Here is a 12,658-nt window from a genome sequence, read left to right as displayed (position 1 = left end):
AGTGTACGGAACACTCCTAGTTTTGTCAATAGCTCTGTGCGGCATCCGCTGGCGGCTTTTTTGACGGGGAAAACTCCCGCTGCATTTGGGCAAGGACGGGCGAAAAGCCGTGTCGGGCGCAGGGCACGCAAAAAAGACCGCTTGTACGCGGTCTTTCATTTTTCCCGGATGCGGTTGTACGTCTCCTCTGTCGCTGGCATCGGCGCGACGCCGAGCTGTTCCTGCAGCTTGGCCACGCATTTTTTGTACCAGCGGATAGCCTGCGTCCGGTTGTTTTGCTCGTAGTAAGCCGTCATCAGCAGGCGATACGCTTCCTCCCAGCAATCGTCCACCCGCAAGATCGCTTCGCACCAGCGAATCGCCTTTTCCAGTTGCCGCTGCTCCAGCCTGATTTTCGCCAGCCTTTCTGCGCCCCGCAAAAACAGCGCCTGAAGTCGCTCCCGTTCTTCCACGCACCATTCCTCATAGCGACACTCCGGCATGTACTCGCCCAAGTAGTAGCCCAGCCCTTTTTCCAGCAAAAGCGCAGCCTGGCGCTCGTCCTGCTCGGCCAAACCCAATGTGACCAGCTTTTCAAATTCTTCCACATCGAGGTGATACCCCGACGCGAGGTTGAAGCCGTAGGAGCTGCCGTGGCGCTGGATAAAAAAGGTGTCGGTCCGCGCCGCCCGATCTGGCTCCAACGCTTTGTTCAAGGCGTTAAGCGCGACCTTGAAGTCGCGAATCGCCGCTTCCTCGACGCTGTCCGGCCACAGGCGATGCATGATCTCTTCGCGGGCCAGCAGGTGATGGCGCTTGGTCAACAGCAACTGGAACAGCAGCTTGGCGGTTCCGCGCTGCCATGCCTTTTCACTCAGTTCGCGCTCTCCCAGCCAGACGCGAAACGCCCCCAACGTCTGGATGCGCAACGTATAGCCCGGGTGAAACGTGACATTTTGCAGGCCGAGATCGTTTAGCAGTTGTGAAACGTAGTCCGGCGACACTTTGCGCCGCTCCGCTTCCAACAAAATCGGCATCAACTGCTGCACGTCGTACGGAGTGAGCAAAGTCGGGCGTTGCAGCAAAAAAGAGTACTCCCCGGTCTGCATCAGCGACAGCGCCTGGGTCACGGCGGGGACGAACAGCTCCCACTGCTTGCTGCGGTACGCAAGAAAGCTCTGCCACAGTTGGCAAATCGCCACGTGGTAGCTGTCTCCGCAATGACTCAGCCGCTCCGAGCAATCGCGAAACGTCTCCAGCGCCTCGCTGTCCTTGCCGTATTTGGCATAGGCGATGCCGATTGCCATGCGCACCAGACTGCCCAGCCAGTCATCGCGCATCGCCTCCGTCTCGTGGATGCCTCGCCTGCCGTACAACAGCGCCTGGTCGAGCGCCTTTTGACTGGCGTGAAACAGCGTCAGCCCGAGTAGCGTCTCGGACTTTCCGCGCGTCGACTGCAACTCCTCCATCATTTGCAAGCCTTTTTCGTAGAGCTGGCGAATTTCCTCGGCAGGCAGCCCCTGGCTGATGAGCGCCGCGTGCGCTTTGCGGACGTAGCCATTCGCCTCCACGAACGGGGAATGCGCCGCACGCCCGAGCTGAATAGCCGTCTCTGCCGCCTCGAAGCCGCGCTCCCACTCGCCGTTTAACGCATAGACAAAGGACAGCAGCAGCGACGTTTCCCGATACGAGCGCGTCAAGGTCGGATGCCGGGTCTGCTCCAACTGCCATTTGTTCTCCAAAAGCTGGATGGACGACTGCAGCCGACCTGTGCGAAACAGCAGCCGCGACTCCAGCTCTACCTCTGTCTGCTGCTCCAGCTCCTGGCTTTTTTCATACCAAGCCGCTGCCTGCCTGGAGTCGCCGCGGTTCGTATAAATCTCCGCCAGCAAGCGATACAGCCTTGGCGCCATTTCGCTCTCCTGCTCTTGCGGCGGCAGAAGCTGGATCGCCCGCTTGAGCAACTCCTCCGCCTTGACGCCCTGCACGCTGTCGAGGTGGACTCTCGCTTTGCCTTCCAGCCCGCGGCACAGGCCGATCTGATCGTGCTTTTCCTCGCAAAAGGCGAGAAACTGCTCATAGGAGGCAAACGCCTTGGCGTACAGGCAGCGGTATCGCTCCACCTCTCCCTGGTAAAACCAGAGCCAATGCTCCTGCGCTTTGATCGAATCCGGCACAAGCGCCAGCCATTTGTACAGCCCGTCCAGCACGCCTGCGCTCAAAAACCGCTCCGCAGCGAGACAAAGCCACGCGCCGAGCACATCCCACTGCTCAATCAGGCGCAAACGCTCAAATGCTCGCTCCTCTTCGCCTTTGCGGCGGTACCAGACGGCCGCTCCCTGGTTGACCCGTCGGTAAATGTCCTGGCGCGACGCGAGCTTGCTCGACAACAACCGCTGAAACAGCGGATGGAAAAAGTACATGCCCCGTTCATCTACATGCAAAAACAGGTTGCTGCGTCTCGCCTCCTGCAGTTTTTCCTCTGCCCCTGCGCCCAGTACTTGCAGACAGTCTTCGCGGGTAAACGCCTCAAGTGCCGCGGCCTCCATCAAAAACTGCTGTATGTTCCCGTCAAGCCCCATCCACACGTCCGCTTCCAGTACATGCAGCAGCCGGGACAGCTCGTGCAGGCTGTCGGCCAGCTTGAACCCCCTCGCAATTTTTTCACCGATCGAGCGCAGTGCGATCACCCAGCCACGCGTGACCTCGTCTACTTGCTTCCACTCGTCGTCTGTCAGGGCGATATCGTACTGATCCGAGTAAAAAGCTTCGCTCTCTTCCAGCGTAAACGCCAGGTCGTCTGTCGCAAGCTCCAGGCATTCGCCACGCGCCGTGAGCAGCTCCAGTTGTGTCCAGTTAGGACGAACGCGGGTCAAGATCGCCAGTTTGACTTTATGCGGCAACAGCTCAACCAATTGGGAAACGAAGCAGTCGGCCGCACTGCCGCTGGCAATCCGGTGGTAGTTGTCGAGGACGATCACGAAATCGTCCGGAAGCTGCGCGCACTCCTGGGCAAACAAGTCCGCGAGCCGCTCGCCGTCTGTCGCCTGTTCCCGTTCTTGCTCAGATGAGGCACTGTGCTGCGCTTGCCGCTGCAGCAGCTCCCGCAGCGTCTGTCCGAAGTCAGGTACGACCCGGCGGACACTCTCCGTGAGACACCACAAAAAATCAGCGACGGCCGCGTCTTCCTCCGTGATGAAATACCAAGAGGCACGGCGCGCTTCATCGTGCAAAAACGTCGCAAACGATGTCGTTTTGCCGTAACCCGCCCCCGCGTGGATGAGACAGAGCTGTGCATGCGCGAGAAGCCGCAGTTTCCGCGCCAGCGCAGGACGCCTCAGCACATACGGCTTTTGCGAAGGAAGAGTTATTTTGGAAATGGGTACCTGGAATTGACTCATCGGTTGCACTCCTTGCCGTTCACCTACTCTTCCAGACTATTTCCCCATTTCTTGCAAAACTCCTGCCGCAAGCCCCGCTCGACAAAAAGCCCACCCGGGCATCCAGGTGGTCTTTTGTCAATCGACGAGATTGTACCCCTTGACCGTATAGCCGATGTCATTGAGCAGCACCTGGAACTCCTCGTTGCTGACTTCCTCGCCGCGAAGGATGCGCTGGTGCAAATCGGATATGCGATCGTAAATCGCCCTGTTGGTGGACACGTACATCAGATTGAAGCGCGACTCCGTCTGCAGCCTGCTGCGCATTCGGTCTACCACGCGCTTTTGCAGCGCATCTGTATGCCCGTTGTCGTTGCGGATAATTTTTCCCGGTGTATAGGGGATCGACGGCCGCGGATTGACTTCATCCGGCTTGGGCGTATCCACTGGCAAAACACCGACCAGCAGATTGTCCTTGTACGCGAGCACCTTGATATCGACTACGCCCGGCACCTTCTCCGCATGCCGCTCCAGATAGGCGACGAGGTGCGGCTCGCGGTTATGAACCATTTTTTGGCTAATCATCGCTGCGGGTCCTTTGTCCATCCCGACGTTGTCATTGCGATAGTTGATGCCGTACGCTTCGAATTTGGCCTGGTTTCCGTTGCGATCTTCGGTGCCTTGTTCTTTGTTTGGCGAGCAGCCCGTCAACAGACCGGCAAGCAGAATGGACGCGTATAGGCCAAAACCAATTCGCTTCAACAAAAAACACCTCCTTGCGCATAGTTTGTGCGCGGGAGGTGTTCTTACTCAGGAAGTGGCTGGCTTAGTTTGCACTTTGCAATTCGCCTTCAAATGTATCCTGTTTACCGTCCAATTCTGCCTTCACGGTGAAATTGCGAATGCCATCGTGTGTAGTTTGATAAAATTCAAATGTTCCGTCTGATTTCACATCAACAGAATAGGAAGTTCCTTCCAAATCGACGATAACCGTTGCTTTAGGGTCTACCTTACCTGCTACTTTGTATATCCCCATTGGCGAGAAAGTAAAAAATTGGCCTACGACGCTCTCCTTGTCGATCAGACTCACCGTATCCTGCTTTTTGCCCTCTTCCGTCGGCTTTGTTTGTTCCTGCGGCTTTTCTTCTGTCCCATTTGGATTGGCAACAGCCTGATCCGCAATCAAAACCGTTTGCGTAGCCGGGTCCCAATCAACCTTGTAGCTCAGTGCCTCGGCAATAAAGCGAACAGGCACGACGGTGCGCTGGTTGACGATTTGCGCAGGCACGTCCAGATTGATGGTTTGTCCATTTTTCTTGGCAATTTTTTGCGTGACGACCAGGCGGATGTTGTCGTTGCCTTTGTCGATCGTTACGGTTCTCGTTTTCTCGTTCCAGTCGACTTTAAAGCCCAACGTTTCCGCGATGGGACGAATCGGTACCAGTGTCCGGCTGTCGCGGATCAAAGGCTTTTGATCGGGGAATACAATCGCTTTTTTATTGTACTCCACCTTGACGGCAGTCTGCGCAGGGGCAGGAGCTGCCGCGGCAGAAAATGTTGCCATAGGCACCAGGGCAATTGCCAGCACGAATGATGCGAGTTTTTTCAGCAAAATGTCCACTCCGTTTCCAATAAGATTCACACGATTCTTAATCTACTATAGGCTTGGAGCGGTTTCAAGCCATTCCTGCAAATAGCCTACCAAGATCGTACTGTCATTGTAGAAGGAAGTAACCCGATTGGACAAGCAGAAACCAACTGGAAATCGTCAATAAATACGATATTCCTCTATCTTTAGACCTAATTTCAAATTGTTACAAAAATACAACCATACTCCTGACAAAAACCGTTACAATGAACAAGAAACGACTGTATTTTTCTTCGAAAGAGGCAATGATGATGAAAAAGTTTATTCCTTTTCTTATCCTGGCACTGATCTTGACCATGATTCCCCCCGGAGGCAGCTCCGCCAACACCGCTGCCGTTCAATTGGGAAGCGATGTACTGTTCGACCGATTCCATTATTTGATCGAAGGAAAAAAAGTCGGGCTGATTACGAACCAAACAGGCGTCAACAGTCAAGGAATGAGCACCATTGACCTTTTGCGTCGTGACCGCTCCGTTACCCTCACAGCTTTGTTCGCTCCCGAGTACGGGCTGGATGGCAAGGCACAGGTGGGGAACCAGCCGGAGATCTTCCTCCATCCGGTTTACGGCATTCCGGTCTACGGCTTGTACGGCTCGACCCGCCAGCCGACAGCGGAAATGCTGGAGCATTTTGACACCCTTCTCGTCGATCTGCAAGACATTGGCTCCCGGACGTACACCTACATATCGACGCTGAAATACGCCATGACGGCGGCAAAGGAGCAGGGAAAGCAAGTCATCGTGCTCGACCGGCCCAACCCGCTCGGCGGCACCATCGTGGAAGGACCCGTGTTGGAAAAGCCGTATGAGTCCTTTATCGGCGTCGACGAGCTGCCTTTGGCCCACGGAATGACCATCGGCGAGATTGCCTTGTTTTTCAACCGTTCCATTGGCGCGGATCTGTACGTCGTCCCGATGCAAGGCTACACCCGCACCATGCTCTATCAGGAGACCGGGCTGAGCTGGGTTCCGGGCTCCCCGCATTTGCCTGACCTCGCTTCTGTCTACGGTTACATGGCGACAGGACTCGGCGAAGGCACCCCTGTTACCCAGGCAGACCATTTTACTTGGGTTGGCGCAGAAGGCATCGATTCCGTGAAATACGCCGATCTCATGAACGGCAGCCTGTTGCCTGGCGTGATTTTTCTCCCGGAGAAAAAGGAGAAAGCGGGCGGCGTCCGGCTGCACATTTACGATCCGCGCAGCTTCAATCCTGTGAAAACCGGGATGTACGCCCTTGCCTATGCGCGACAGCTCCAGCCGTTTCCCGTACCGCTTGGCACTGACAAGGAAAAGACGCTGTTCGAGCATGTGATGGGCACAAGCAAGATCGGCCCACTGCTTGCGCAAGGCAAAAGCCCGCAAGAAATCGTTGACTCTTATGCAGAAGCCTTGGGCAAATTTACGGAGCTGCGTAAAAGCTTTTTAATCTATGGCGATGCCCCGTTCATTCCGACTGAGGCGATCCACAGCCAGCCTGGGGCAACACTGCCGCCTGGTACAACCGCTCCGGCTCCTGAGCCTGGGACGGTTCAGCCGCCCGGCACGACGGCTCCGGTTCCGCAGCCTGGAATGGCTCAGCCGCCCGGTACAACGGCCCCAGCTCCGCAGCCTGGAACTTCTCAGCCGCCCGGTACAATGGCTCCGGCTCCGCAGCCTGGGACTTCTCAACCGCCTGGCACGATTACTCCGGCTCCGAAACCTGGAACTGCTCAGCCTCCGGGTACGACGGCTCCCAGTCCGAAGCCTGGAACTGCTCAACCGCCCGGCACGACGGCTCCGGCTCCGAAACCGGGAACTGCCCAGCCACCTGGCGCGACCGCTCCGGCTCCCAAGCCGCCCGTTGCACCAGCGCCGAAGCCAGGGGAAAAAATCGCGTATTTGACGTTTGACGACGGCCCGTCGCCTGTGACGCCGCACGTACTCGATACACTGAAAAAATACCAGGTGAAAGCTACTTTCTTCATCGTAGGCAGACACGTCCCTGGCAACGAAGCGATTTTGAAGCGGGCGGTCGCGGAAGGCCATGCCATCGGCGGGCATACGTACTCGCACGATTACCAAGTCGTTTACAAAAGCACCGAAGCCTTTTTCGCCGACCTGGAGAAAGGCAATCAGCTCATAGAAAAAGCGATCGGCACCAAGCCTGTTTTGTTCCGCTACCCGGGCGGCAGCACCAACACGGTCAGCCTCAAATACCAGGACCCGAAACGGTACAACAAGCAAAAAACAGTCATGAGTGCCATCAAAGCCGAAGCGAACAAAAAAGGCTACATCTTCATCGACTGGAATGTCACCAACGGCGACGCCCGCAGCAATCAATACACAGCCCAACAGACGCTCGCCAATATCAAGCAGCAAGTAAAATCGCAAAAAGAGATTGTCGTACTCATGCACGACGCAAGCACCAAAACGCCAACAGCGCAAGCACTTCCGGAAGTCATCACCTTTTTAAAGTCAAAAGGCTACCGCTTCGAAGTCATCAGCCCTGACCGGCCGACTGTCTCCAATGTGAAATAGAACACGGAAAAACCCGCTCGACAAACCGGACGCTTCCGGCCATCGGGCGGGTTTTCTGTTATCGCAGTTAGTCTGTCAGTCTGCCACTATCCCTCTACCCACCTGCCACAGTCAAACCGGACTTTCATTTATCACCATCACCCTGCCCGTCTGCAAACAGGCAACTACGAAGTCGGAAGCGTATCGTACCGCAGACGCAGTTCGCGCTTCAATATTTTCCCGCTAGGGTTGCGCGGCAGCGTGTCGGTGATGAAGACGTACTTCGGTGCCTTGAACGAGGCAAGACGCTCCTTGCAAAACGCGAGCAACTCCTCTGACGTCAATGTCTCGCCAGCCTTCGGCACAACGACCGCTGTCACCGCCTCGATCCAGTACGGGTGCGGAACGCCGATCACCGCCACCTCGGACACTTTCGGATGCTGATAAATCAGCTCCTCCACTTCCCTGCTCGCTACGTTCTCGCCACCCGATTTAATCATGTCCTTTTTCCGATCGACGACCGTAATATACCCTTCCTCATCCATAATCCCCAGGTCACCGCTATGGAACCAGCCTCCCTGGAAGGCAGCCCGCGTCTTTTCCTCGTCGCGGAAATAGCCGATCATGGCATGGCTGGTCCGATGCACGATCTCGCCAATGCAGCCTCTTGGCACCTCGACACCTTCATCATCCACAATCTTCGTCTCCACGTTCAGCGCGGGCTTGCCTGCCGAGCCTGCTTTGCGAATCTGGTCCTTCGGCGACAAAACCGTCGCCAGCGGCGCTACCTCTGTCTGCCCGTAAAAGTTGTAGAACTGTGCGTTCGGCAAGCGTGTCCCCAGCTCCTTCAGCACCTCCACCGGCATGATCGCCGCTCCGTAGTAGCACTTTTGCAGCGAGGACAGGTTGCGGGAGGCAAAATCGGGAGAGCGCAGCAAGGCAATCCAAACTGTTGGCGGGCAAAAAAGCTGTGTCGCCTTATGCGTCTCGACCATCTCCAGCATCAGGCCAGGCGTCGCCTGCTCCAAAATGATGCCCGTGCCCCCGAGATAAATATAGGGACCGAGAAAACAATGCAACTGTGCGCTGTGGAACAACGGGAGCGCGTGGATCGCCACGTCGTCGTGGGACATGTTCCCATCAATAATCGTGCTCACGTACTCGGACAAAATGCTGCCGTGCGTCAGCATGACCCCTTTTGGCCGCGACTCCGTACCGCTCGTGTACAAAATGTGGGCGACATCGTCGTCGGAAAGCTCCTGCTCCGGCTCGTCCGTGCTCGCGTCCTGAATCAACGTGCGAAACGGCACCCACTCCCCTTCCGGCTTCGCGGGTCTGGAGACAAGCGACAGCAGCTTGGGCGAAAGATCGGCCTGTCCAATCGCCTCTTGCGCCACGGCGAGAAACTCCGGTGCCACAAAGCAGGCGCTCACCTCCGCGTGCCCCAAAATAAACGCCACATCGCTCGTATTCAGCATGAAGTTGATTGGCACCATAATCAGTCCCGCTTTGGCCAGCGCGAAGTTGAGAATGACAAAATCCATGGAGTTTCGGGACAGCACCGCCACTCTCTCGCCTTTTTGCAAACCGTTGGCGAGGAAGGTGTGCGCCGCCTGATTGACAAGCTGATCCAGCTCGCTGTATGTAAGAACTTCCTCCTCAAACTGCAAGGCAATCTTGTCCGGGTAACGCATTCGGCTTCTTCGCAGGATGTCACCAAGCGTATTTCTTCTGGCTCGTTGGGCTTCGATCATCGTGATACCTCCCTCATCCTCGTTTCCCTTTTATTATATCTTAATCTTCTATATAATGTTTATTTTCTGATATTTTATCCTAAAAAAAGCGGAAGCCCCCTCTGCATTATTGAAGCTGCCGCAGGCCCCAAGAAACAATCGAGTCCTTGTGTACAGCATATATCATATCGCGCCAAGCTTCGATATTGGTTCTTCTGGATTTTCAGGAAAAAAACGGCTGTCCTGCCCAGCGACCGTCTCGTTGCTGCCAAACCCGCAGCTTGACCTTTTCCTGCTGTAAAAGAAAAAGACCTCTTCTGCAAAAAAGAGATCGCTTCGTCCTGTACATCCTATATCGGCTGCTTGCAAAAAAGATGGCGGAGGGAGCAGGATTCGAACCCGCGTGAGCTTGCACTCTAACGGTTTTCAAGACCGCCCCGTTATGACCACTTCGGTATCCCTCCGCGTTGCTGACTGATTTAACTATAGCATAGCGCCAAGCGCGCTTGCAAGCGCCTCCAGACCGACTGCCGCTGGCTGTCTCAGCGCTTGACCACCACGAGCTTCAGCTCGCTCAGCTCGTCTGTGGCGTATTTGACGCCTTCTCTTCCCAAGCCGCTTTCCTTGACGCCTCCATACGGCATATGATCGGCCCGGAAGGTGGGAATGTCGTTGATGATGACGCCTCCAACCCGCAGCTCATCTGCCGCTTCCAGCGCAGCCCTCAGGTTGTTCGTGTACACGCCTGCCTGCAGACCGTAGCGCGAGTCATTGACCAGGCGGATCGCTTCTTGCAGGGACGCTACCGGGTTGATGAGCACGACAGGCCCAAGCACTTCCTCGCAACAGATTTTGGCCGTATGCGGCACATGGGTCAAAACGGTCGGCAACAGCATCCGCTCCACCACTTCGCCGCCACAGGCAAGCCGTGCTCCCTGTTGCAGCGCCTCGCCAATCCACTCCAGCACACGCTCGGTCTGCCGCGGGTGAATCATTGCGGAAAAGTCAGCGTGCTCATCGAGCGAGTCGCCGCCGCAGAGCGCCTTCGTCTGCGCCACAAAGCGGCTGACAAACTCGTCGTACAGGCCCTCTGCGACGTAAATGCGCTGGACGGACGTGCAGACTTGGCCGGAATAAGCAAATGCGCCAAACAGGCAGCGCGGCACCACCTCGTCCAGTTGCGCGTCGGAATCGACGATGACCGCAGAGTTGGCCCCCAGCTCCAAAATCACTTTTTTCAGGCCAGCGCGGTTGCGAATGTCGATCCCGACCGCCGGGCTTCCCGTAAAGCTCAAGGCGCGAACTCTTGGGTCTGTCACCAGCTTTTCGCCCACGACGGCTGCGCTGCCTGTGACGACGTTCAACGCCCCTGGCGGGAGTCCCGCCTGCTCGGCCAGTTCGGCGAGCAAAAGCGCACTGAGCGGCGTCTGCGAAGCGGGCTTCAGCACCACGGCATTGCCCGCAGCGAGCGCAGGTCCGACCTTGTGCGCAACCAGATTGAGCGGAAACGGGAACGGCGTAATCGCCCCGACGACGCCCAAAGGCTCGCGGACCGTGTACGCCAGGCGACCTTCTCCGCCGATTGCGGCGTCGAGCGGGATCGTTTCTCCGTGCAGCCGTTTGGCTTCTCCCGCTGCAAACCGATACGTTTGCACGGTGCGGATCACTTCCCCCCGCGCCGTCCTGATCGGTTTTCCGGCCTCAAGCGCGACGATCCGGGCCGCCTCCTCCATCCGTTCGTCCAAAAGGAGCGCGATTTTTTCCAGGATAGCCGCCCGCTGGTAAGCAGGCATCCGCCGCATCACCGTCGTCGCTTCCTCGGCTGCCGCGATCGCCCGTTCTACTGCCTGCGCGTCGGCCTGGGGAACATGGGCAATTGCCTGGCCCGTACAAGGTGAATACAACGGAGCATGTTCTGCCATCGGCACCCATTTTCCCCCGATATAACACGCTCTTTTCATCGCCATCTCCTCCGTCCTTCAACGATTGGACTATCGCATCTCATCCTCCAATCATTCTCCAGAGCAGATCGCGCTTCCTTGCGTGGAGGCGAAACTTTTTCATTTTTCGCATAAAAAATCGAACCCTAAGCCGAAAGCTGCCCGCTACCCGCTCTCCTACTTCGCTGGCCCTTCTGCAACGCCGCACCAGTCCAGCATGGTCAGCGCAAAAATCTCCGCGCAGCGGAACACGTCATCCAGCACGATGTACTCGTCCCGGTAGTGCGCGACCTGTGTGACGCCCGGCCCCACGACGATCGCAGGCGTGTCGGCCAGCGCCGTCAGCAAGCCTCCGTCTGTTCCCCATGGCGAAGCTTCCACGATCGCGCGCTCGCCAGTCACTGCCGCGAACTTGTCCTGCAAAATCTCCATGAGCGGATGATCTTGCGCGACATCTCCCGGCACCCAGCGCGCGCCGTACCACTCCAGCTCGACTGGCTGCTCGGCAAACCACGGATCGACCTCGGCCAGACGCTGCAAAGCCGTCTCCATCTCCGCCTTGGCATCGTCCATCTGCTCGCCAGGCGCTACTCCCATCCTGCCTTCCAGCTTGACGAGATCGGCGACGGACGACGGCCATTTTCCGCCTTCGATCACCCCGATATTGATCGGAATCGGGATCGGCAGCTTGGCGTACAGCGGATCGTCCAGGCGATCGTTGCGCTCTTTTTCCAGGCGGCCAATCGCTTGCACGACCAGCATGCTCTTCTCGATGGCGCTCACCCCTTCGTAGCGGGTGCCGCCGTGAGCAGAACGCCCCTTGACGGTCAGTCGGAACCACATCGAGCCTTGCTGTTTCGGGAAAATTTTCATGTTGGTCGGCTCAGGGATGAGCGCGGCATCTGCCTTGTAGCCGCGCAGAATCGTAGCGAGCGTTCCTGCTCCCCCGCTCTCTTCCTCCACGACGCTTTGGTAGATGACGTCCCCCTTCAGCCGCACGCCCAGCTTTTGCAAGACAGAGATCGCGAGCAGCGAGGACAGGTTGCCGCCCTTCATGTCTGTCGCGCCGCGGCCGTACAGCTTGCCATCCGCTACTTTTCCGCTGAACGGATCGTCGCTCCACTGCGCGTAATCGCCAGCGGGAACGACATCGACGTGCCCGTTCAAAATGAGCGAGCGGCCATCGCCTGCGCCCTTCCAGACCCCGACGACGTTCGGACTGCCTTCAAACGTTTGGCGCGGCGACACGAAGTACGGATGCGAAACAAGCTCCTCCCCCGCCATGACCCACAAATCGACGTCCAGACCCATTTTCGCCAACAGCTCGGCGATGCTTTTTTGAATGGACTCCTCCGCTCCTTGCACACTCGGGCTTTGCACCCATTCCTGCAGCAGCTTGACGGAAGCCTCCCGATCTTTTTCCAACTGCTCTCGTATCAGCGCTTGCCAGTTCGCCATGTTCTTCCCCCGTTCTTTTGGA

The 12,658-nt window shown here is 57.1% G+C and carries 7 protein-coding genes and 1 tRNA gene; 1 reads left to right on the top strand and 7 read right to left on the bottom strand.

The features are described from left to right. Positions 1 to 155: 155 nt before the first annotated feature. From AC3WQH_RS01670 to AC3WQH_RS01660, 3 genes are all read right to left on the bottom strand, one after another. A complete protein-coding gene (locus tag AC3WQH_RS01670; RefSeq protein ID WP_310670600.1) occupies positions 156 to 3,380 on the bottom strand; it encodes an AfsR/SARP family transcriptional regulator in 3,225 nt (1,074 codons plus the stop codon). Positions 3,381 to 3,497: 117 nt separating this feature from the next. Further along, positions 3,498 to 4,121, bottom strand: coding sequence for a hypothetical protein (locus AC3WQH_RS01665; protein WP_005827951.1), 624 nt, complete (start codon positions 4,119 to 4,121; stop codon positions 3,498 to 3,500). Positions 4,122 to 4,185: 64 nt separating this feature from the next. After that, positions 4,186 to 4,980 (bottom strand): copper amine oxidase N-terminal domain-containing protein, encoded by a 795-nt coding sequence (locus AC3WQH_RS01660; protein ID WP_237716671.1) that lies wholly within the window; start codon positions 4,978 to 4,980, stop codon positions 4,186 to 4,188. A gap of 278 nt (positions 4,981 to 5,258) precedes the next feature. Between AC3WQH_RS01660 and AC3WQH_RS01655 the strand changes: the two genes are divergently transcribed. Next, the gene (locus AC3WQH_RS01655; RefSeq protein WP_492331880.1) at positions 5,259 to 7,526 is read left to right on the top strand and encodes an exo-beta-N-acetylmuramidase NamZ domain-containing protein; all 2,268 of its coding nucleotides are present in this window, start codon (positions 5,259 to 5,261) and stop codon (positions 7,524 to 7,526) included. 164 nt (positions 7,527 to 7,690) lie between these two features. On the opposite strand, the gene AC3WQH_RS01650 is transcribed toward AC3WQH_RS01655, so the two are convergent. The 4 genes from AC3WQH_RS01650 to AC3WQH_RS01635 all read right to left on the bottom strand — a co-directional run bounded on the left by AC3WQH_RS01650 (position 7,691) and on the right by AC3WQH_RS01635 (position 12,636). Further along, positions 7,691 to 9,259, bottom strand: coding sequence for an acyl-CoA synthetase (locus AC3WQH_RS01650; RefSeq protein WP_025848496.1), 1,569 nt, complete (start codon positions 9,257 to 9,259; stop codon positions 7,691 to 7,693). Between the two features lie 354 nt (positions 9,260 to 9,613). Next, a tRNA-Ser gene (locus AC3WQH_RS01645) sits at positions 9,614 to 9,702 on the bottom strand. A 78-nt stretch (positions 9,703 to 9,780) separates the two neighbouring features. Beyond that, positions 9,781 to 11,199: an aldehyde dehydrogenase family protein gene (locus AC3WQH_RS01640; RefSeq protein ID WP_007785009.1), complete on the bottom strand. Its 1,419-nt coding sequence runs from the start codon at positions 11,197 to 11,199 to the stop codon at positions 9,781 to 9,783. A 156-nt stretch (positions 11,200 to 11,355) separates the two neighbouring features. Continuing rightward, positions 11,356 to 12,636, bottom strand: coding sequence for a peptidase (locus AC3WQH_RS01635; RefSeq protein ID WP_005827942.1), 1,281 nt, complete (start codon positions 12,634 to 12,636; stop codon positions 11,356 to 11,358). Between the last annotated feature and the right edge of the window lie 22 nt (positions 12,637 to 12,658).

The sequence above is a fragment of the Brevibacillus sp. FW301-21C12A genome, from assembly GCF_058788915.1.
Note: the sequence above shows the minus strand (reverse complement) of the source record. Positions and strands in the feature narration are given on the sequence as shown.

Bases quoted from the DNA above. Each gene is read 5' to 3' on its own strand.
- AC3WQH_RS01640 (WP_007785009.1), bottom strand. From the start codon at position 11,199: ATGAAAAGAGCGTGTTATATCGGGGGAAAATGGGTGCCGATGGCAGAA.
- AC3WQH_RS01655 (WP_492331880.1), top strand. From the start codon at position 5,259: ATGAAAAAGTTTATTCCTTTTCTTATCCTGGCACTGATCTTGACCATG.
- AC3WQH_RS01635 (WP_005827942.1), bottom strand. From the start codon at position 12,636: ATGGCGAACTGGCAAGCGCTGATACGAGAGCAGTTGGAAAAAGATCGG.
- AC3WQH_RS01670 (WP_310670600.1), bottom strand. From the start codon at position 3,380: ATGAGTCAATTCCAGGTACCCATTTCCAAAATAACTCTTCCTTCGCAA.
- AC3WQH_RS01650 (WP_025848496.1), bottom strand. From the start codon at position 9,259: ATGATCGAAGCCCAACGAGCCAGAAGAAATACGCTTGGTGACATCCTG.